15 protein-coding genes are annotated in these 21,029 nt (G+C 71.9%); 9 read left to right on the top strand and 6 right to left on the bottom strand.

Annotated elements, in window-relative coordinates:
* Positions 1–240: 240 nt before the first annotated feature.
* Both IE195_RS06440 and IE195_RS06435 read right to left on the bottom strand, forming a co-directional pair.
* Positions 241–1,605, bottom strand: a complete 1,365-nt coding sequence (locus tag IE195_RS06440; RefSeq protein WP_191268444.1) for a nucleotide sugar dehydrogenase — start codon at positions 1,603–1,605, stop codon at positions 241–243.
* 100 nt (positions 1,606–1,705) lie between these two features.
* A complete protein-coding gene (locus tag IE195_RS06435; protein ID WP_229826098.1) occupies positions 1,706–3,454 on the bottom strand; it encodes a glycosyltransferase family 4 protein in 1,749 nt (582 codons plus the stop codon).
* 253 nt (positions 3,455–3,707) lie between these two features.
* Here IE195_RS06435 and wecB point away from each other — a divergent pair, with 253 nt between their 5' ends.
* The 3 genes from wecB to IE195_RS06420 all read left to right on the top strand — a co-directional run bounded on the left by wecB (position 3,708) and on the right by IE195_RS06420 (position 9,024).
* A complete protein-coding gene (gene wecB / locus IE195_RS06430; RefSeq protein WP_191268442.1) occupies positions 3,708–4,817 on the top strand; it encodes a non-hydrolyzing UDP-N-acetylglucosamine 2-epimerase in 1,110 nt (369 codons plus the stop codon).
* A gap of 104 nt (positions 4,818–4,921) precedes the next feature.
* Positions 4,922–6,676, top strand: coding sequence for a hypothetical protein (locus IE195_RS06425; protein WP_191268441.1), 1,755 nt, complete (start codon positions 4,922–4,924; stop codon positions 6,674–6,676).
* Between the two features lie 155 nt (positions 6,677–6,831).
* Positions 6,832–9,024 (top strand): glycosyltransferase, encoded by a 2,193-nt coding sequence (locus tag IE195_RS06420; protein ID WP_191269034.1) that lies wholly within the window; start codon positions 6,832–6,834, stop codon positions 9,022–9,024.
* 23 nt (positions 9,025–9,047) lie between these two features.
* Here the strand turns inward: IE195_RS06420 and IE195_RS06415 are convergent, their stop codons facing one another.
* Positions 9,048–10,334 (bottom strand): sensor histidine kinase, encoded by a 1,287-nt coding sequence (locus tag IE195_RS06415; RefSeq protein ID WP_191268440.1) that lies wholly within the window; start codon positions 10,332–10,334, stop codon positions 9,048–9,050.
* 64 nt (positions 10,335–10,398) lie between these two features.
* Positions 10,399–11,067, bottom strand: coding sequence for a response regulator transcription factor (locus tag IE195_RS06410; RefSeq protein WP_017570862.1), 669 nt, complete (start codon positions 11,065–11,067; stop codon positions 10,399–10,401).
* 217 nt (positions 11,068–11,284) lie between these two features.
* On the opposite strand from IE195_RS06410, the gene IE195_RS06405 reads away from it, so the two are divergent.
* Together IE195_RS06405 and IE195_RS06400 are read left to right on the top strand one after the other, a co-directional pair.
* The gene (locus IE195_RS06405; RefSeq protein ID WP_191268439.1) at positions 11,285–12,001 is read left to right on the top strand and encodes a hypothetical protein; all 717 of its coding nucleotides are present in this window, start codon (positions 11,285–11,287) and stop codon (positions 11,999–12,001) included.
* Positions 12,002–12,168: 167 nt separating this feature from the next.
* Entirely contained in the window at positions 12,169–12,702 is a 534-nt protein-coding gene (locus tag IE195_RS06400; protein WP_225942323.1) for a hypothetical protein, read from the top strand.
* Between the two features lie 98 nt (positions 12,703–12,800).
* Here IE195_RS06400 and IE195_RS06395 read toward each other — a convergent pair whose 3' ends face one another.
* Positions 12,801–14,909 carry a bifunctional metallophosphatase/5'-nucleotidase gene (locus IE195_RS06395; RefSeq protein ID WP_191268438.1) on the bottom strand — a complete coding sequence of 703 codons (2,109 nt, stop codon included), beginning with the start codon at positions 14,907–14,909 and terminating at the stop codon, positions 12,801–12,803.
* A gap of 383 nt (positions 14,910–15,292) precedes the next feature.
* Between IE195_RS06395 and IE195_RS06390 the strand changes: the two genes are divergently transcribed.
* Positions 15,293–15,781 (top strand): hypothetical protein, encoded by a 489-nt coding sequence (locus IE195_RS06390; RefSeq protein ID WP_225942324.1) that lies wholly within the window; start codon positions 15,293–15,295, stop codon positions 15,779–15,781.
* Here IE195_RS06390 and IE195_RS06385 read toward each other — a convergent pair.
* Positions 15,766–16,866 carry a serine/threonine-protein kinase gene (locus tag IE195_RS06385; protein ID WP_191268436.1) on the bottom strand — a complete coding sequence of 367 codons (1,101 nt, stop codon included), beginning with the start codon at positions 16,864–16,866 and terminating at the stop codon, positions 15,766–15,768. The two genes, IE195_RS06390 and IE195_RS06385, sit on opposite strands and share 16 nt — an antisense overlap.
* Positions 16,867–17,033: 167 nt before the next feature.
* On the opposite strand from IE195_RS06385, the gene IE195_RS06380 reads away from it, so the two are divergent.
* From IE195_RS06380 to recD2, 3 genes are all read left to right on the top strand, one after another.
* Positions 17,034–17,894, top strand: coding sequence for a hypothetical protein (locus IE195_RS06380; RefSeq protein ID WP_191268435.1), 861 nt, complete (start codon positions 17,034–17,036; stop codon positions 17,892–17,894).
* A gap of 100 nt (positions 17,895–17,994) precedes the next feature.
* Positions 17,995–18,396, top strand: a complete 402-nt coding sequence (locus tag IE195_RS06375; protein WP_191268434.1) for an MmcQ/YjbR family DNA-binding protein — start codon at positions 17,995–17,997, stop codon at positions 18,394–18,396.
* Positions 18,397–18,415: 19 nt separating this feature from the next.
* On the top strand, positions 18,416–20,668 hold the full coding sequence (gene recD2 / locus IE195_RS06370; RefSeq protein ID WP_373295635.1) for an SF1B family DNA helicase RecD2: 2,253 nt from the start codon (positions 18,416–18,418) through the stop codon (positions 20,666–20,668).
* The last annotated feature ends 361 nt before the right edge of the window (positions 20,669–21,029 follow it).

Genomic DNA, 21,029 nt, shown 5'->3' with positions numbered 1-21,029 from the left:
ATCACCTACGTGTGTCACCGTTTTGGTCCGACTGGTCCGTGTTCGATGATCCGCCGTGAGGGTGCGGGATCAGCTGCACGACACGGTATTCACCTGCGGAAACACACTGAGAAAAGCCGGGTGGACAAGCGGGGTGGTTCCGGTGAACCTTCGGTGGGCGGACGGTGAACGCGCGAAGGCACGCCGCCGAACGCCGTCTGGCGTCCGGGTCGACGTGCCTCGTGCGGGCCCCTGCGGCCCCTACAGGACCTGGATGCCCTCCCGGTCGGCGCGGCGCCGGAACTGCGCCGGGACCTCGGCGGCCTCGTCCGGGTCGGGGCGGCGAAGAACGCCCCGGGTGTCCAGGAGCAGCCGCGCGTACTCGTTGAGCAGCTTGGGCCGGTACTCGCCGTGGTCGGTCAGCAGAACGGTCAGGTCGGCCTCGGCCAGGGCCTGCTCCAGATCGGTGGAGCGCGGCACGTTCACCCCGTCCACCTCCCAGGACTCCACGTGCGGGTCGTGGTAGGTGAGCGTGGCGCCCTTGGCGGCGAGCTTGCGGGCCACCGGTCGGGCGGGAGACTCGCGCTGGTCGGCGATGTCGGCCTTGTAGGTCACGCCGAGCAGCAGGACCTTGGACCGGGAGAGCGCGAGCCCGGAGTCGTTGAGCAGCTCCTGGGCGCGCTGGGTCACGTAGGACGGCATCCGCCCGTTGATCTCCTGGGCCAGCTCGACGAACCGGAACGGGTAGCCGAGGGTCTTGACCTTGTAGGAGAGGTAGTTCGGGTCGATGGGGATGCAGTGTCCGCCCACGCCCGGCCCCGGGTAGAACGCCTGGAAGCCGAACGGCTTGGTGGCCGCCGCGGAGATCGAGTCCCACAGGTCGACGCCCAGCTCCTGGCAGAAGACGGCCATCTCGTTGACCAGGGCGATGTTGACGTGCCGGTAGGTGTTCTCCAGCAGCTTGGCCATCTCGGCCTCGCGGGTGCCCCGGGTCCGGACCACGGTGTTCACGAAGTTCTCGTAGAAGGCGGCGGCCGCCTCCCCGCACTCCTCGGTGAGCCCGCCGACCACCTTGGGCGTGTTGGCCACGCCGAAGGTCTGGTTGCCCGGGTCGATCCGCTCGGGGGAGAAGGCCAGCCGGAAGTCGGACCCGGCGACGAGGCCGGACTCCTCCAACAGGGGCCGTACGACCTCCTCGGTGGTACCCGGGTAGGTGGTGGACTCCAGGATCACCAGGGTCCCGGGGGACATGTGGGCGGCGACGGCCTTGGAGGCGGAGGTGACCGCCCCCAGGTCCGGCCCGCCCTCGGGTGAGAGCGGGGTGGGGACACAGATGACGATGGTGCGCGCCGTCGCCAGGCACGCCGGGTCCGTGGTCGCGCTGAACCCCTTGTCCAGCATCGTGTTCACGTCTTCCGACGACAGGTCGTCGATGTGTGACACGGCGTTGTTGAGGCCGTCGACCACACGGGCGCTGACGTCGAAACCGGTCACCTTCAGCCCGGCTGACACGGCTTCGGCCGCCAGGGGCAGACCGACGTAGCCGAGGCCGAGGACGACGAGGTCGCTGGCCGAACCGGAACGCTGCTCGGGGACAGTTGCTGGGTTGGAGGCTGCGGCATCCACTTCGTGGTCACACTCGCATTCGTTTCGTGAACGGGCGCATATGTCGAGGACTGCCATTCGGAGTTCTGGACGTCCGAGTGTAGACAGGCATTGTCCTTGGTCACGGGATCTGTCCTGGATCGGACACTTTCCCGATGAGAACCCGATACGCCTGGTTGTAGCGGTATACGGCCTCGGTCCACGTGCGGTTCGCACCGACGCGTTTCTGGCCTGCTTGGCCGTAGGACGTCCGCTTTTCATGACTGTAGGCGAGTTTTGTGAGCACATCAGCTAGACGTGCCGATTCGCCCGCCGGAATTAACTCTCCGGTCACCCCGGGTTCCACGATCTCCCGCAGGGCGGGGAGGTCACTCGCGACGACGGGCAGCCCTCCCGCCATGGCCTCCACCGGTTTCAGGGGGGTCACCAGCCGACACACCCGCTCGTCGAGTCTGGGCACCGCGAACACGTCCAGGGCGGCGTGGTGGTGCCGGACCCGGTCCGCCGGGACCCGCCCCGGGAAGTGCGCCGCCCCGGACAGCCCGAGCCGATCCGCCCGCGCGCGCAGCGCGGCGAGTTCGGGCCCGTCCCCGACGATCAGGGCGTGGGCGGGCTCGCCCCGCTCCCGCAGCAGCGCCACCGCGTCCAGGAGCACGTCCAGCCCCTCGTAGCCGAAACAGCTCGTGGTGGTGCCCACCACGAACTCCCCCCGGCCGATCCCCAGCCCCTCGCGTACCGCGCCACCCGACGGCAAGGGCTCCAGGAAGGAGGCGTCGACGGCGTTGGGGACGACCAGCATCCGCTCCGCGGGCACCCCGCGGGCCTCGATGTCGGCACGCATGGCCTCGCCGAGGGTCACCACCAGGTCGGCGGCGAGCATGCACTCCGTCTCGCTGGCGCGTTCGGCCCGGTAGAAGGCGTCGTCGACCCCGCGGGAGGGGTCCCGGGACAGCCAGGACTCCTCCAGGAAGCCCCGGACCTCGTAGACCACGGGCAGTCCGTACCTGCGCCCCAGTTCCAGGGCCAGCCGCGCGTTGTGGTGGTTGCTCGCCGCGTGCAGCACGTCCGGGCGCACCGCCTCCACCAGCTCCGAGGCCAGCCGCAGCCCCGCATCGAGCTCCCCGGCGTGGTCGGCGGGCGCGGTCCAGGGGAGGAGGCGGTGGTAGGGGACCCCGTCCACCCGCACCAGCGTGCGCGGATCCACTACGCCCTTGGTCAGCGGGTACCCGGCCCTGGTGGCCACGTGCACGTCCATCCCGGCCTCCCGCTGCGCGAGGGCGATGCGGTGCGTGCGCTGGGTGTAACCGGCGTTGGTGTGCGGCAACGCGTTGGTGACCAGATGCAGGACCCGGACCCCCGCCCCCGGACGCTCCGGGTCGGGGTCCGTACACCGGTGTCCCGCTCCCGCCACCGCCGGTCGCTGAGCGTTCACCGTGTCGTCAGGCCGCGTTGGCGCACCGCGGGTTAACGTGATCCCGTGAAGGTCAGGCGAAACGGACGGGGACGCGGGGACCGCGCGCCCCGTGGCCAGCGCCGTCCGGTACTGCGCCGTGGTCCGGTGCGGCCCGGGCGGGATTCGTTCGACCAGTTCACGCGCGGTGTCCGCGTCCCCGGCGGCGAGGGCGGCCGCGACCAGGCGCCCCACCCGGCGGGGCGAGGAGCCCCGGGCGGTGGACAGCAGCACCTCGCGTGCCTCCTGGCGTCGCCCCTGGTCCCACAGGGCGTAGGCGCGCGGCAGGGCACCCGATCGGGCCGCCACGGCACGCGCCGTGGTCCGTACGGGACCGGGCATCAGCCGGGGCGCCAGCAGGGGCAGCCGAGCGGGTTCGGAACGCAGGTGGCGCCAGGCCAGGGACGCGGTGAACGTCACCGCCCTCGGCCAGCGGGCACGCGGGCGCGGAACACGGGGTTCGGAAGTCTGGGAGTCATGCACGGTCAGTCACACAACCACGTGGACGTGGCCGGATGGTGACAACACGGCGACTCCGGCGGAACGGCTGGGGCAAAGAACTCCCCGACCGGCCTCCGCGCCGCCCGGCCCGCCGAGCCGCCGCGGTCACCGGACCGACCGGGACCCGCAGCAGAACAGCAGACACCCCCACCGGAAGAAGAAGGAAGCAGCCGTGACAACGAGTGCCCCTCTTGGCAGTCAGGACACCGGGATCGTGCACGTGGTCGGGGCCCGCCCCAACTTCGTGAAGGCCGCGCCGGTGGTCTCGGCCCTGCGCGGCCGGGGCGCGCACCAGACGGTCCTGCACACCGGCCAGCACTACGACGACCGCATGTCGGCCGTCTTCTTCCGCGACCTCGGCCTGCCCACCCCCGACGTCGACCTCGGCGTCGGCTCGGGTTCGCACGCCGCCCAGACCGCCGCCCTCATGGTCGGCCTGGAGAAGGAGTTCACCCGGACCACCCCCGGCATGGTCGTGGTCTACGGCGACGTCAACTCCACCCTGGCCGCCGCCCTGGTCGCCGCCAAGCTCGGCGTCCCCGTCGCGCACGTCGAGGCGGGCCTGCGCTCCTTCGACAACGCCATGCCGGAGGAGGTCAACCGCCGGGTCACCGACCAGCTCAGCGACCTGTGCTTCGCGACCAGCCCGGAGGCGGTCGGCCACCTGGCCGCGGAGGGGGTGTCCCCGAACCGCGTCCACCTCGTCGGCAACCCGATGATCGACACGCTCCTGGGCAACCTCGACCGCTTCGACGCCGACGCCCTGCGCGCCCGCCTCGACCTGCCCGAACGCTATGTGGCGGCCACCCTGCACCGGCCCGCCAACGTCGACGACCCCGCCAACGTCGTCCGGCTCACCGAGCGACTGCACGAGATCGCCGACCTCACCGACGTCGTCATGCCCGTGCACCCGCGCGGGAAGGCGGCCTTCGACCGGGCCGGGCTCGGCGACCACCCGCGCGTGCACCTGCTCGAACCGCTCGGCTACCTCGACTTCGTCGCGCTCACCCGCGGCGCCGCGGCCGTGGTCACCGACTCCGGCGGCGTCCAGGAGGAGACCACCGTCCTCGGCGTCCCCTGCCTGACCCTGCGCCCCAACACCGAACGCCCGATCACCATCACCCACGGCACCAACCAGCTGGTCACCGAGGCCGACCTCCTGCCGGCCCTGCGCAAGGCCCTGGACGGACGGACCGCCGAACGGATCGGTGACGTGCCGCCGCTGTGGGACGGCCGGTCGGGGGAGCGCATCGCCACCGTCCTCACCCAGTGGACCCGGTGACCCCATGAACCCCCTCCCCGGGGCGGCACCCGCCCCCTCCCGACAGACGGACAGCCCGGGGCCCCGACCCGGGGTCTTTCGACCCGAGCACAAGGTGGCAGACCGTGAAACGGCGTGAACAGAGCCAGACCGAACAGCTTCGGCAAGCCCTGGCCGAACGCGAGGCCCAGCTCCAGGAGGCGCAGGCCCGCCTCGCCGCGGTCGAGGGGTCCACCTCACTCCAGGTGGGCCGTGCGCTCACCGCGGCCGCCAAACGCCCCGGCCGATCCCTGGTCAAACTCCCGCGCGACCTCTACCGTCTCTGGCGTCGCAGCGGCAGCACCAACCACGCCGAGCGCCGCCGGGCCGAACCCGTCCGCTCCTTCGACGCCGAACGCCAGGAGGCCCGCCTCCTCACCGGGCTCAGCGGGGGGCGCGAGGACCTGCTGGTCGTCGCCACCGTCGTCGGCCCGGCCGTCCAGACGGCCGTGGACCCCTACCTGCGTTCGGTGCCCCTGCGTCCGCACGACGCCCAGATCGTCATGGACGGGGTGGACGTCGACCTGCTCCTGGTGTCCGCCTCCGCGGCCGCGCCCGGGTCCCCCTGGGCGCACGTGGGGGACCCCGCGGCGGTCGACCGGACCAGGGCCCTGCACTGGGTGCTGGAGTCCGCCGCGGCGCGCGGCATCCCCACGGTCCTGCTCGACGACGCACCCGCACCGCCAGCCCTGCGCCAGCTCGGTTTCGACCGCGTGCACAAGGGGGACGCGGGGGTGCCGCTGCACCTGTTCAACCCGGTCGCGGCCGAACTCGTCTCCGGTCCCGAGGCGGTCTTCGTCCGCACCGCCCCGGACCTGCCGGTCCCCGACGTCCTCCTCGACCTGGGCGTGGGCGTGGTCGACGCCGACTCCCCGGAACTGCCCGACGCCCTGCGCGCCGCCAACGTCGCCGTCATCCCGGAGACCGGCCACGGCGACCTGCGCCTGCGCCGCCGGGCCTGGGCCTGCGGAACCCGGGTGATCCCCCACCCGGCCGTTCCCGTGCCCGAGGCCGAGGACCTGGCGGTCACCGTGCCCCGTCTGCGCGCGGACGGGCCCACCCCCCGAGAGGTACGCGCCATGCTCCGGCAGGTCTTCCTCGACGAGGCGGCGCCGGTCCGGCTGGCCGCGCTCCTGGACGGCCTGGTCTTCGCGTCGGGTACCCCCGGGACCGAACTCCCGCTGAGCGGCCGCGGCGTCGCGGTCCTGGCCGACCCGGCCTCGGCGGCCGAGGCGGACCGCCTCGCCGAGGACCTCCTGGGCTCCCGGCTGCGCCCCGCCGAACTGGTCGTGCCCGACACCGCCGCCCGGATGCCCGGCGTCCAGCGCCTGCGCGCCGAGGGCGTGACCGTGCACACGGTCCGCTCCACCGCCCCCGACACCCCCGAGGAACTCACCCGGGACGTGGTCCCGGCGGACGCCGGCGGTCCCGCCCCGGCCCACTGGGCGTCCCTCGCCGAACGCGCCACCTCGCCGTGGGCGCACCTGTGGACCGGCCCGGTCGGCAGACACCGGCTGGCCGACCTGGTCTGCGCCGCCGAGTGCTCCGGGGCCGACGCCGTGGGCACCCCGGAGACCGCGGTGCCGGACGGCCGGGAACCGTCCGGAGCGGGGGAGCGGGGCTTCTTCGACCGTGAGACGGGGAGCCGGCAGTACGTCTTCGTCACCTCGATCACCCCGGAACTGGCCCGTACCGGGCTGTTGCGGCGCGGCTGGCGCCCGACGGAGTGGAACCGGCGCGGTACCAGACTCCTCGCCCTGGGACCCGACCACGGATCCGGTACCGACGGCGACAGCGAGGGCCCCACGCACGCCGACGCCTCGACCGGAGCCCTCGGGTGACCCACCGCGCCCGATCCGCCGCCCTTCGCCCGCCACGGACGCCCACGGCGCAGCCCGACCGCCGCAGTTCTGATTGACTTTCCGGTCGCCCCCGCACGGGCGGCCCACCAGTATCCGAAGGGAAGAACGTGAGCACACCTCCTCCGCGCGCACTCTTGTACGGGGACGTGGACCTCAACATCATCGACGGCTCGGCCATCTGGGCCCAGTCGATGGCGCAGGCCCTGGCCGCAGCCGGATGCGAGGTCACCCTGCTGTTGAAGGCGCAGGTGCGGACCGACCGGCTCACGGCGCCGCTCACGCAGACCCCGGGGGTCCGGGTGGTGCGCCCCTACGAGGACCGGATGCTCCCCGACCTCGGACCGCGCGGCCTCACACCCGAGCAGGCCGTGGAGCTGATGGGCGGGCTGCACGCCCGCAAACCCTTCGACCTGGTGGTCGTGCGGGGCCGTCGCCTCGCCGGGCTGGCCGCCCAGGAGGAGGCCCTGACGGGCCGCCTGTGGACCTACCTCACGGACTTCCCGCACAGCGTCGGCGAACTCACCGCGACGGCCACCGCGGAGCTCACCGAGATCGCGCTCGCCTCCCGTTTCGTCCTCTGCCAGACCGAGGAGCTGCGGGCGTTCCTGGAGTCGACGGTGCCCGCCGCCTGCAGTCGTTCGGTGCTCTTCCCGCCGGTCGCTGTGGTCCCCCCGGGGGTGGCCGCGGACGGAGAGGCGCACGCCCGCACCCGGCTGGCCTACACGGGCAAGTTCGCACCCGCCTGGAACACCCTGGAGATGACCGGGCTCCCCGAGGAGCTCGCCCGCCTGGGGGTGGACTCCGAACTGGTGATGATCGGCGACAAGATCCACGCGGAGCCCGCCGACTGGGCCAAACGCATGCGCAGGGCGCTGGAGAGCACACCGCACGTGGACTGGCGCGGCGGCATGGCGCGGGCCGAGGCGCTCCGCGAATCCGCCACCTGCGACTTCGGGATCTCGTGGCGGGACCCGTCCATGGACGCCAGCCTCGAACTGTCCACCAAGGTCCTGGAGCTGGGGGCACTGGGCCTGCCGGTGGTGCTCAACCGCACCCCGATGCACGAGACCCTGCTCGGCAGGGACTACCCGCTCTTCGCCGGTGAGGACGCCTCCTCGGTGGCCGCGGTGGTCGCCCGCGCCTACCACGACCGCGCCGTGTACGCGGAGGCCGCCGAGCGCTGCCGGGCGGCGGCGGCCGAGCACACCCTGGAACGGGCCGCCGGGCGGTTGCGCGGCTACCTGGCCGAGGCCCTCCCGTCCGCTCCGCGGGGGGCCGACCCCGAACTGCCGCTCAAGGTCGTCATCGCCGGTCACGACCTGAAGTTCTTCACCCGCCTCGCGGAGTACCTGGACTCGCTGCCGGGGCTCGACGTGCGCATCGACGAGTGGGAGGGGCTGAGCACCCACGACCAGTACCGGTCACGGGAGCTCGCCGCCTGGGCCGACGTCGTCATCTGTGAGTGGTGCGGGCCCAACGCCCTGTTCTACGCCAAGTGGAAGCGCCCCGACCAGCGGTTGATCGTCCGTCTGCACCGCTTCGAGCTGTACGCGGAGTGGCCGCGCCGCCTGGACGTCGGGAAGGTGGACGCGGTGGTGTGCGTGAGCCCGCACTACGCCGACCTCACCCGCGAGCTCACCGGCTGGCCCGCCGACAAGGTCGTCGTCCTGCCCAACTGGGTGGACGACCGCCAGCTCGACCGGCCCAAACTCGCCGGGGCCGAGTACTCGCTCGGCATGATCGGGATCGCGCCCTCACGCAAGCGCCTGGACCGGGGGCTGGACGTGCTCGCGGAGCTGCGCCGCATGGATCCCCGCTACACGCTCTCGGTCAAGACCAAACAGCCGTGGGAGTACTGGTGGATCTGGAACCGGCCGGAGGAGCGCACCTACTTCGAGCGCGTCTACCGCCGGATCCAGCGTGACAGTACGCTCGCGTCGGGGGTGGTCTTCGACCCCTTCGGCCCGGACGTGGCGACCTGGTTGCGCAGAGTCGGGTTCGTGCTCTCCACCAGCGACGACGAGTCCTTCCACCTGGCGCCCGCCGAGTGCGCGGCCTCCGGTGGCGTCCCCGCGCTGCTGCCCTGGCCGGGAGCCGACACCATCTACGATCCGCACTGGATCCACGACGACCCGGTGGCGATGGCCGAGGCCATCCACGCGACGGTCTCCGAGGGCCGGTTCGGCGAGGAGAGCGAGCGCGCCCGCGCGGAGGTGAACTCGGTGTACGCCCTGGAGAGGGTGCGCTCCCTGTGGAGCGATCTGGTGGTCCGCGGTGAGGTTCCGAAGCCGCTGGACTCAGCCGCCCACGCGGGCACGGGGAACTGACCGGGCCCGGTCCCACCCCTACTTCAGACGGGGCCGGTCATCTTCGACAGCCCGCCGGCTCCGGCGGGCAGGAAGAGCGCGAAGGTGGTCGGCCTGGTCTGCACCAGTTCGACGCGGGCGCCTTCGGACTCGGCGATGTGACGGGCGAGGGCCAGACCCAGGCCGGTGCCGCCGCCCCCGCTCACCTCGCGTTCGAAGATCCTTCCGGACAGGTGCTCGGGGACCCCCTCGCCCTCGTCGCTGACCTCCACGCGGACGGACTGGCCGGTGTCGAGGCGGCGGAGGGTCACCGTCCCCGCGCCGTGTTTGTAGGCGTTCTCCACCAGGGTCGCCAGGATCTGGGCGAGGTCGGTGGGGACGGTCATGGCGGTCAGCCCGGGGTCCCCGGTGACCAGGAGCCTGCGTTGCTCCTGTTGGAGGACGGGCGACCATTCGGCCTGCAGGTGGTTGAGGACGGGGTCGAGCTCCACGGGTTCGACTTCGGGGTTCTGGCTCTTGCGGGCGCGGCCGAGCAGGCTTTCGACGGTTTCCACGAGCCGTTCGGTCTGGGCGAGGGCCGCTTCCCCCTCCTCCCGGACCACCTCGGGGTTGTTCGACTCGGCGAGGATCTCCTCCAACCGCATGGTCAGAGCGGTCAGCGGGGTGCGCAGTTGGTGTGAGGCGTCGGTGGCGAAGTGGCGTTCGGTGGCGATGAGACCGGCGATGCGTTCGGCGCTGCGGTCCAGCACCTCGGCGACGCGGTCGGCCTCCGGGATGCCGTAACGATGGCCCCACGGTGTGGTCACCCCGGAGCCGAGCCGTTCGGCGGTGGCGGCCAGGTCGACCAGGGGCAGGGTGAGCCTGCGGGCCTGGAACATGGACAGGCCCACGGCGACCCCGATGGCCAGCAGGGACAGGGAGGCGATCCCGAGCCAGGCCCGGACCACGCTCTCCTGCACGTCCTCGTTGCTGGCCCACACCTCGACCCGTGTCCCGCGACTGGTGGTGACGGTGGCTTTGAGCAGGTGCGGAGAGTCCGCGGCCTCCGGGTCCAACGACGGGTCGCCCGCGGTCACTGCCGTGGGCGCGTCCGCGGGTGTGATGCGGATGAACCGGTCCGGGTGCTCCTGGCTGAACCGCATCGGGTCCAGTTCGCCGCGGAGTCCGAGCATGTTGTCGCTCTCGGCACCGATCAGCTCGGCCTCGCCCTCAAGCTGCCTGCTGCTCTCGTCGTGCACCAGCTTGTAGGTGAGCGCACCCAGGGGCAGTCCGAGCAGCATGACGGCTATGACGGTCACCACCAGGGTGGAGAAAACCATCCGCCTGCGCATGTCACCTCACGTCCGTCCGACCCCGGGGCGGTCGACCGGCAAGTGTGCCGAACCCGAGGCCGGGTCAGTCTCGTTCGAACCGGAAACCCACACCCCGGACGGTCGTGATGTACGACGGCTGGTTGGCGTCGTCACCGAGTTTGCGGCGCAGCCAGGAGATGTGCATGTCCAGGGTCTTGGTCGATCCCCACCAGTTGGTGTCCCACACCTCCCGCATGATCTGTTCCCTGGTGACCACCTTGCCAGCATCGCGTACGAGTACGCGCAGCAGGTCGAACTCCTTGGTGGTCAGTTGCAGTTCGCGTTCGCCCAGCCAGGCGCGGCGCGAGTCGTTGTCGATCCGGACCCCGTGGACCACCGGGACCTCGGCCCCGCCCCGGCGCAGGAGTGCGCGGACACGGGCCAGGAGTTCGGCGAGTCTGAAGGGTTTGGTCACGTAGTCGTCGGCTCCCGCGTCGAGGCCGACGACGGTGTCGACCTCGTCCGCGCGGGCGGTCAGGATGAGGATCGGCGTTCCGTGACCCTCGGCGCGGAGCCGACGTGCCACCTCAAGGCCGTCCATTTCGGGTAGCCCGAGATCCAGGACCATGAGGTCGATGTCTCCCGCACGGGCGCGGTCGAGTGTCTCAATGCCGTTGACGGTCACGTCTACCGTGTAACCCTCGCGTCGGAGTGCGCGCGCGAGAGGCTCGGAGATCGAGACATCGTCTTCGGCCAGCAAAACGCAGGTCATGGAGCCGATCGTAGGTCCAGGGTGGCGCATTTCCCTATTATGCGCGCCGGATGGCCCAGGGTTGGCCGAAAATACGCTAATCACATATCGGTCAAATAGTACAATTGGCCACTATGGGTCTTTTCTTTGCACCTTCTTGGTGAAACTGGGAAGCTGGATCGAGAGGGTGTTCCCATGCGCCCCGAGAGACGTTTCCCGGACACGGAGGAGCCCGCACGTGAACCCCAACCCGCCGCCCGGCGGAGGAGAATTCGGATTCCCGCCGCAGGGCCCTCCGCCGGGACCGCCGCAGAACCACCCGCCCGCCGGGCCCCCGGCCCCTCCGTCCTCGGGCAGGTACGGGACCGGGCTGCTCGCGGTGCTCTCCGTGATCGCGGTGCTGGCCGGAGCGTCCTTCCTCGGCGGCGGACTCGCGCTCACCGGGGCGCTCACCGACCGGATCGCGGCCGGCCGGGGCGAGGGGGTCGCCGAACCCTCCGCCTCCCCGTCGGCCGCGCCCTCGCCGGAGGAGTCCCCGAGCCCGACCCGGACCCCCCTCCCGCCTCCGGAGCCCACCGGGGAGCCGAGCGAACCTCCCGCGGAGGAACCACCGGAGAAGGTCTCGGCCGAGGACGTGGTCGCGGAGCTGGGCGGGGACTACGGACTCCGGGCGGGCGCCGACATCACCGGTGAACTGTGCGAGGACGAGGAGGACGCCTTCGTCTGCACGAGCGCCGTGGACACCGATCTGGTCCGGGTCATCGCCTTCGAGGACGTCCTGGTGGCCTCCATCGTCATCACGGGCCTGACGGCCCAGATCGCGGAGGACGACAACGACATGGTCGACGCGCAGAACGCCTGCCACATCGTGTTCATCTGGTTCGAGGGCGGCGGTATGGAGCAGTCCGAACGGGACGACATGGCCGGCGACACCGAGGAGTTCGCCGGGTGCTGACGCCCGTTCCCGCCACACCCCGAGTCGATGCGTGCCCAATTGATCACAACGGGTAATAATGGGGTGTTGGTGACGGTTGGCGGGCCCCGGGACCCGGACCCTCACCGGACCTGTCCACTCATCTCGGACACCTGAGCCGGTCCGGGCGGGGCACGCGAGGAGCAGCGATGGCGCGCAGCAGCAGTACGAAGGTGAAGCGAGCGGAACCGCGGTCCCGCCGGGGCACGGTACGGACGGGAGGGCCCGGAACACGTGGCGGACGCGGTCCGGGTCCGCTGACCGCCCTCGCCCTGGCCCTGGTGCTTCCGGTCGCCTTCGCGGCACCGGCCGCAGCGGAGGGCACCGGACCCGGCACCGCCGAGTCCGGTGCGGTCGCGGCGCGGGACACGGAAGGGACGGCCCCCACCAGCCCGAACGCCGGGTCCCAGAGCCTCTCCCACCGCCACTACTACTCCACCTGGCGCGACGCCCGGACCTACTGGTCGCAGGGGAGCCGCTACCCCACGAGCGGCTGGCTGTGGGCGGGACGGCACTACTTCTTCTGCCAGGTCGAGGGTGAGCCCCACACCGACGGTGAGAGCTACTCGACCTGGTGGGCGCTGACCGACGACGACACCGGCAACCGGGACGTCTTCGTCAGCGCCACTGCCTTCCGGGACCACGAGCCCTGGCAACCGGTCGAGGGCCTTCCCCGCTGCTGAGGCGCCCCCGGACACGGCGCGGGCCCGGCCGAGCGACTGCTCGGACGGGCCCGCGTTCGTCGTCCCGGCCCGGACCTACCGGTAACCGGACAGCCGGATCAGGCGTCTCCCTCCCCGGTGTCCGTAGCCGACCTGCGCCTGCGGCTCAGGTAGATGGCGCTGCCACCGGCGGCCACGGCGATCGCGGCAACCAGGACCAGACCGGTCAGGGCACCACCGGTCACCGGCAGCGAACCCTTGTCGCCGTCCTCGTCGTCGGGGCGACCGGGCTTGTGCTCGTCGGGGTCGGTCGCCCCGTCGGTGGGCCCGTCGGTGGGACCGTCCGTCGGCTCCGGCGACTCCGGCGGGTCGGTGGGCGAACCGCCCCCGTCACCGGGGGGCTCGGTGGCCTGCTCGCCGACCACGATGCGGCCGGAACCGCCCTCGGGGTAGTCCGCCGCGGTCACGACACCGTCGAGGGTCTCGGTGAGGTGGCGCTCCAGGGCACCCTGGTAGGTCGAACCCACCACGGTGAAGTCGGCGCCGCGGAAGGGGTACATGTCGCCGCCGGAGGCGGAGAAGTCGATGGTCGCGATCGTGATGCCCGGGCCGTCCACGACCTCGCCGTCCTCGACGATCACCGTGCCGTCGTGCAGGACGGCGCTGCGCACGCGCTCACCGGGGGTGAGCACCTCCCCGTCACCGTCGACCTCCTGGGCGGCGTTGTCGGGGTCGTAGGCGAAGTTCACCCCGGCGACCTGCATGAACCGGCCGTCGGCGGCGGGCGCCGCGGAGACTCCGTGCTCCAGGAGCTCCTTGACCTGCGTCCGGGGGATCTCCGGTACCACCGCGACCTGGTTGGCGAAGGCGGCGATCGAGTACGTGTCGAGCGCGGTCACCGGCCCTGCCGGGATCACCGAGGAATTGCGGATACCGCCGCCGTTCTGGATACCGATCTGCGGCTCGGGGACGCCGTACTCCTCGGCGTTGCGCACACCGGTGTCCAGCAGCGAGTCCGCCATCAGGTTGCCCAGGTTGGTCTCCTGGGTGCGCACGCCCGGGTCCCGGGTCCCGTCCAGGGCCACCTCGCTCTGCGCCACCTCGGTCTCGGAGAGCTCGGCGACGTGGTCGGTGACCGGCTTGGTCACCTGGGCGTCGACCTCGGGGTGCGGCTCGACGGAGTCGTCGACCACGACCGGCCCGGAGCGGTCGCTGACGGAGACCAGGTCGCCCTCGGCGTCGAAGTTGATCACCAGGCGGCCGACGTACTTGTAGTCGGCGCCCGCGGTCACGACCGGGACCTCGGTGCCCTGCGCGTCCTCGGTGAGCAGCGGATAGGAGAGGGGGTCGCCGGTGCCCGGGTGGACGGTGACCTCGTCGCCCGGGACCAGGGCCTCGTCCTCGTCCGCCATCACCTCGTGGCCGCCGCCGGAGACCACGGCGTCGACGCCGGACAGCTCCTGGGCGACCCGCTCCTCGTAGGTGATGTTCTGCAGGTGGGAGATGAGGATGATCTTGTCGACGCCGTCCTCGGTCAGCCGGTCGACCTCGGCCTGGACCGGGCCGACGACCTCGTTCACCACCACGTCGCGCGGACTGGAGATGGAGGCCAGCTGCGGGTAGAGCGCCCCGACGACGCCGACCTGCTCGTCCTGCACCTGTACGACGGTGCTCGGGGCGATCCGGCCCGAGGCCTCGTGCGCGGCCAGTTCCGGTTCGCCGGACACGTCCACGTTCGCGGCGACCACCGTGGTGTCCTCGGGGAGCTCACCGATGAACTCGGCGTACAGGTCCGGGCCGAAGTCGAACTCGTGGTTGCCCATGGCGACCGCGTCGTACCCGGCGTGGGAGGCGGCGACCGCGTCGTAGAAGGGGGCGCCCTCCTCCTGGGAGGCGGCGAACTCGGGGCCGGGAAGGTACAGGTCGCCGGAGTTGACGGTGACCACGCCGCGGTCCTCGGCCTCGTCGGCCCCCGCGCCGGTGCCGGCGTTCTCGCTGTCCCGGAGCTGGTGGAGCAGCGTCGTGTAGCGCGCGGCCCCGCCGAAGCCCGGTTCGCCGGAGGCGTGCAGGAGGGCTGACTCGGGGTCGTTCCCGTGCAGGACCGTGAGGGTGAAGGCCGCGTCGCCGGGGGTGTCCATGGGCGCGGACGCGCCGGCCGCCGGGGCGAAGGGCACCACCAGAGCGCCTGTCAGGAGCAGTGCGCCGGATGCGCGCACGAGTCTGGACATGTCTGCTGTGACTCCTTTGGGGGATCGTGCGGGAAAGCCGCCCTGGGGAGGGTGGGGGCGGAGCTCGTTCACCCTAGAGGGGGACGGGTGTTGGGGCACGGGCCAGAGGGTTACGATTCGCAGAATCTCCTGTGCGCTCGGAGGTTCCCCGCCTCCGGCGTGTCGCCCGGTGTCACCCTGGGTGGTTTCCGGTTGCGCGGTGTGGTCCTTTTCGGGTGGAACTCCCGCCGTATCGTGCTCCGGGCCCGCGCCGCCGCGACCGCACGCCCTAACATGGAGGGGACCGTCGGCTCGATTCCCCTCGGAGGACGTCCGTGTTTCCCTCTGGCCAGGACCCGTATGACCCCGACGCGGGACAGGGCGGGATCCCCTCACAGCGGGGGATGCCCGGCATCGAACCCCACCTGGAGGCGCTCCGCCCCGACGCGCCGATGCCCGGGCGGGTGTCCACGGTCCGCACCCTGATGTTCATCGGCGGAGTCTGCGGGATCCTGCTCGCCCTGCTCTTCGGGATGGGCCTGGCCGCACCGACCGAGGCGATGAACGAGGCCCTGGACGAACAGGCCGCCCTCGCCGCGGAACAGGGCGTGGCCTGGTCCGTGGACGCCGACCTGATGCGTTCCCTCATGGTTTCCATGGCGCTGGTGACCGGCGTGTACGGGGCTCTGTCCACCTTCCTCGCCAGCCGGCTGCGCAACCGCACGGTGGGGGTCTTCTGGGGTGTCGTGCTCTTCCAGGGCCTGGCCGGGCTGATCCTGCTGTGGAGCCTGCTCTCCGGAGAGGTGCTCTCGATCGTGCCGCTCGGTTTCGCCGTCACCATGATCTGCTTCATGTGGGCCAAGGAGAGCCGCGCCTACTACGGGCTGCTCTGAACCCCTTCGCCCGAGCGGCCGAACAGGCCGCCCTCCCGCGGCGGCAGGGGCGCCCGCACCGCGACCTTGGTCCACTGGCGGTCCAGCAGGCCGCGCACCGCACCGGCACCGGTCCCGGCGGCCGCCCCGCCGTCCGTGCCGGAGGCCGCCCGCATCCCGCCCCCGGGCCCCTCCAGGGCCAGGGCGGCACGGAGCAGCTCCCCGGAGTCGGGCCGGTCCTCGGGGTCCTTGCTCATGGCCGCCACCACCAGCTTCTCCAGACCGCGCGGCAGGTGCTGCAGGTCCGGTTCCTCGAACATGACCCTGCGGGCCATCTCCTTCGGCGCCGCCCTGCCGAACGGGTCGTGCGCCACCGAGGCGAAGGCGACCGTCGCCCCCCACAGGAACACGTCGGACCGCTGGGTCGTGGGCTGGCGCTGGTACTGCTCGGGGCTCATCCACCCGGGGGTGCCCAGGCTGTCGCGCTGCCGGGTGGGGCGCTCGTCGGACAGGGCCTCCGGTGAGGGCAGTCCGAGGTCCCGGTAGGCCCGCCGCATCCGGCGCAGCCGGATCCACTTCGTGGGGTCGGGGTCCTCGACGGGGTGCGCGATCCCGAAGTCCAGCAGCTTGGGGCCCTGCCCGGACAGCACCACGTTGCTCGGTTTGAGGTCGCGGTGCACGACCCCCGCCGAGTGGATCGCGCGCAGGGCCTCGGCCACCCCGACGGCCACCCCGAGGAGCATGCCGCCGCGCAGCCGCCCGAACCTCTCCACGTGGTGCCGCAGGGTGGGGCCCGGTACGTACTCGGTGATCATCCACGGCGGTTCGGCTCCCACGTCGGCGCGGACGAACCGCGCCACCGCCGGGCTGTTGACCCTCGACAGCAGTCGGGCCTCGTGCGCGAACCTCTCCCGGAACCGCTGGTCGCGGGCCTGCTCCGGATGGACGACCTTCACCGCGAGGTAGCCGTTCACCCCGGGGGAGTCGGCGGCGTAGACCGTGCCCATGCCGCCCGAACCCACACGCCCCCGCACCCGGTGCCCGCCGATCTCGCGGGGGTCCCCCGGTTCGAGCGGGTCGAGTCTGCGTACACCGCGCGCCTTCATGGGTACTCCAACCGGCTGTGGGGGAGGGATCTGCCGAGTCCTATCCCCGGATTCTCCCCGTTCACTCCTCTTCCGCTCCGGTGTCCGCCTCTCCCGGATCGTTCGATTCCGGGGTCGGACGGCGGAGTGGTAGGAAGTCCCTGTCGAAATCGACGACGAGGACCCCCATGAAGCTCACGTTCCCCGACGGACACATCGTTCAGCTGACCCCCTGGCTACTGCAGGCGGTGCTCGGCGCCTTCCCCCTGCCCGGCGACGAGGGGCGGCTGGCCCCGTACGAGGCCGACCCCTCGGCCCGCGAGATGCTGATCCGGGAGGGGGCGGCCGCACACGACGGGAACGGCGACTTCGTACTCACCGGGCACGGCCTGGAACTCCACCGGCTGGCCACCGCCTCCGCCCCCGGTTCCGCGGACCGCGAAACGGAGGGCGGCAGGCTCACCTGCTCGCCCGAGCTGACCCCGGAGGAACTGGCCCGGGTACGGGAGGCGGAGGCACAGTTGCGGGCGGGAGCCCGGGCGTTCCGGCGCGGTGAACCGCTGCCCGCCAGGGTCAGGTACCCCGTCGGTGTCGGTCTCCTCCTGCCGCCCGTGGGCGCTTTCCTCGTCGAATGGCATCTGGACGTGTTCGGCCTGCCCCTGGCCATCACCCTGATCGTGCTCATACTCGTGGCGGAGTGGGCGGCCGTGGGCGCGATCCACCGTTACCGGCGCGCGAGGCAGGCCCGAGCCCCCGGCGAGGTCCTGCGCAGGCACGCGAAGCGCTGTCTCGCCCCCGCCGCGCTCGACCCGGTCTCCCGCGGGCTCCTGCTGCGGGTCCAGCGGGTGGTCGACGGCTCCGCGGACCCGGCGGCGCTGGCCGGGCAGGAGTGGGAGCTGGCCCGGGAGCTGGCCGGGTACAGCCTCCGCCGGTCGGAGCTCGAGGGGCTGACCGACCCGGACGAGCACGTTCTGGGCCTGATCGACCTTCTGGCCGATCTGGCCCGTACCGAGGAGCGGGTCCGGGAGCTGGAGGCGGCGTCGGCCTGAGGGGGCCGAGCGCGGGGGCGTCCACCGGTGGGCGGACGGGCTGCCGAAGGTCGGTGCCCTCTGGCAGTCTCGGAGGGGACAGCGACAGGGAGAGAAGAACGTGACACCGGAACAGTTCATCGACGCGGCCCTGTGGTTCCCCGAGTCCGAGGAGAGCGAGCCCTTCGGCCCGGGCGCCCTCGTGTACAAGGTGGTGCGACAGAAGATGTTCGCCCTGCTCACCGGGGGATCCGACGAGGAGCCCGCCACGGTGAACCTCAAGTGCGACCCCGAACTCGCTCTGGAGCTGCGCGGACAGTACCCGGCCGTCACCCCCGGCTGGCACATGAACAAGCGACACTGGAACTCGGTGCTGCTGGACGGCACCGTGCCCGACGACGAACTCGTGGAGATGCTCAGGCACTCCTACGTCCTGGTCGCCCGCAGCCTGCGCCGGGCGGACCGGGACCGGGTGCTGGCGGTCCTGGGGGAGGACGCCCCCGAGACCGGCGCCCGGAGCTGAGAGAGGACGAAGGTACACAGTGCCAGCCGCACCCGATTCCGCCGCTCCCCGGTCGGCGGTGGTCCAGGGGGTCCTGGAGCGGATCACCTACGCCAACGAGGAGACCGGCTACACCGTCGCCAAGGTGGACACCGGGCGCGGCGGCAACGACCTGCTCACCGTCGTCGGCTCCCTGCTGGGGGTCCAGCCGGGCGAGGCGCTGCGCCTGCGCGGCCGCTGGGGCTCGCACCCCCAGTACGGCCGCCAGTTCCACGTGGACGACTACACCACCGTGCTGCCCGCCACGGTCCAGGGCATCCGCCGCTACCTCGGCTCCGGGCTGATCAAGGGGATCGGGCCGAAGATGGCCGAGCGCATCGTCGGGCACTTCGGCACCGACGCCCTCGACGTCATCGAGGAGGAGCCCGAACGCCTCATCGAGGTCCCCGGGCTGGGCCCCAAGCGCACCGCGCTCATCGCCGCCGCGTGGGAGGAGCAGAAGGCCATCAAGGAGGTCATGGTCTTCCTCCAGGGCGTCCAGGTCACCACCTCCCTGGCGGTGCGCATCTACAAGAAGTACGGCGACGCCTCCGTCGAGGTGGTCCAGAAGGAGCCCTACCGGCTGGCCTCGGACGTGTGGGGGATCGGATTCAAGACCGCCGACACCATCGCCCAGGCGGTCGGTATCCCCCACGACAGCCCCCAGCGGGTCATGGCGGGGATCCAGTTCACCCTCTCCGAGTCCAGCAACGACGGGCACTGCTACCTGCCCGAGGAACGACTCATCTCCGCCGCGGTGAAGATCCTCCAGGTGGAGGCGGGCCTGGTCATCGAGTGCGTGGCCGAACTCGTCGCCGCCGAGGGCGTCGTCCGTGAGACCGTTCCGGGACCCGAGGGGGAACCGGTCCGCGCCGTCTACCTGCTGCCCTTCCACCGGGCCGAGATGGGACTGGCCTCCGGGCTGCGCTCCCTGCTCCACACGCCCGAGGAACGCATGCCCGCCTTCGCCGACGTCGACTGGCCCGCGGCCCTGGAATGGCTCGACCGGCGTACCGGCTCCTCGCTCGCCGAGGCCCAGCGGCTCGCGGTCCGTGAGGCCCTCTCCCGGAAGGTGTGCGTGCTCACCGGGGGTCCCGGCTGCGGCAAGTCCTTCACGGTCGCCTCCATCGTCGCCATGGCCAGGGTCAAGGACGCGAAGATCATCCTGGCCGCCCCGACCGGGCGCGCGGCCAAACGCCTCACCGAGCTCACCGGCTTCGAGGCCTCCACCGTGCACCGGCTCCTCGCCCTGCGGCCCGGCGGCGAGGCCTCACACGACCGGGACAACCCGCTCGACTGCGACCTTCTGGTGGTCGACGAGGCGTCCATGCTCGACCTGATCCTGGCCAACAAGCTGGTCAAGGCGGTTCCGCCCGGGGCGCACCTGCTGTTCGTCGGCGACGTCGACCAGCTGCCGTCCGTGGGCGCCGGGCAGGTCCTGCGCGACCTGCTGGACGAGGGGTCCCCCGTCCCCAACGTGCGCCTGACCCACGTGTTCCGCCAGGCCCAGCAGTCCGGCGTGGTCACCAACGCGCACCGTGTCAACCAGGGGGAGCCGCCCCGTTTCCAGGGGATGTCCGACTTCTTCCTCTTCCCCTGCGACGAGACCGAGGACGCCGCGGCGATGACCGTCGACGTGGTCGCCCGGCGCATCCCCCGCCGATTCGGCCTCGACCCGCGCCGCGACGTCCAGGTCCTCACCCCGATGAAGGGCGGACCGGCCGGGGCCGCCAACCTCAACTCGGAACTCCAGGCGGCGGTGACCCCGCCCGGGGAACGGGTGCCGGAGCGCCGGTTCGGCGGCCGGGTCTTCCGGGTCGGGGACAAGGTCACCCAGATCCGCAACAACTACGAGAAGGGGGAGAACGGGGTCTTCAACGGCACCCTCGGGGTGGTCACCGGTATCGATCCGGTCGCCCAGGAGGTGTCGGTGCGCACCGACGAGGACGAGGAGATCAGCTACGACTTCGCCGAACTCGACGAGCTCACCCACGCCTACGCCATCACCGTGCACCGCTCCCAGGGCAGCGAGTACCCGGCCGTGGTCGTCCCCGTCACCACGTCCGCCTGGATGATGCTGCAGCGCAACCTGCTCTACACCGCCATCACCAGGGCCAAGAAGCTGGTGGTCCTGGTCGGCTCCCGCCGGGCGCTGGCCCAGGCGGTCCGCAACGCCTCCTCGGGGCGCAGGCACACCGCCCTCGCCCACCGGCTGTGCCGAGCCCCCGCGGAGGAGGGCCAACCGTTCGGCTGATGGTCCGAAACCGCACGCGAGGCCCGTTTCGGGACGCGGAAAGTGCGGGAACCTTCGCTGATTCCGCCCTGCAGGACCTCCCCTGTGCATAGGCTCTCGACCAGTCACCTGATCTTCCTGGCGAGAATCTTCCCGAGGGGGATATCCGAGCCACCCCGGAAGCCGCCGCTCTTTCCACTCCCCCCCGGGGGGGGAGCGGCGGCCCGTCCCGGGTGCCGACCCGGCCGGATCGGCACCCGGGGCCCACCACCCCGGGGAAGCGGTACCCCGAGGAATCCGCGCGCCGGGACAGGCCCCTCCGGCCCGTGGAACCCGGAACCGCCGGCCCACGCTTGCACCGCAGCCCCTAGGCTGGTGTCTC

It is taken from the genome of Nocardiopsis terrae, from assembly GCF_014651695.1.
Classification (GTDB): domain Bacteria; phylum Actinomycetota; class Actinomycetes; order Streptosporangiales; family Streptosporangiaceae; genus Nocardiopsis; species Nocardiopsis terrae.
The sequence above is the reverse complement of the archived record's forward strand: the minus strand, read 5'-3'. Positions and strand labels throughout refer to the sequence as shown.

Bases quoted from the DNA above. Each gene is read 5' to 3' on its own strand.
- IE195_RS06415 (WP_191268440.1), bottom strand. From the start codon at position 10,334: ATGCGCAGGCGGATGGTTTTCTCCACCCTGGTGGTGACCGTCATAGCC.
- IE195_RS06410 (WP_017570862.1), bottom strand. From the start codon at position 11,067: ATGACCTGCGTTTTGCTGGCCGAAGACGATGTCTCGATCTCCGAGCCT.
- IE195_RS06400 (WP_225942323.1), top strand. From the start codon at position 12,169: ATGGCGCGCAGCAGCAGTACGAAGGTGAAGCGAGCGGAACCGCGGTCC.
- IE195_RS06395 (WP_191268438.1), bottom strand. From the start codon at position 14,909: ATGTCCAGACTCGTGCGCGCATCCGGCGCACTGCTCCTGACAGGCGCT.
- IE195_RS06390 (WP_225942324.1), top strand. From the start codon at position 15,293: ATGCCCGGCATCGAACCCCACCTGGAGGCGCTCCGCCCCGACGCGCCG.
- IE195_RS06385 (WP_191268436.1), bottom strand. From the start codon at position 16,866: ATGAAGGCGCGCGGTGTACGCAGACTCGACCCGCTCGAACCGGGGGAC.
- IE195_RS06380 (WP_191268435.1), top strand. From the start codon at position 17,034: ATGAAGCTCACGTTCCCCGACGGACACATCGTTCAGCTGACCCCCTGG.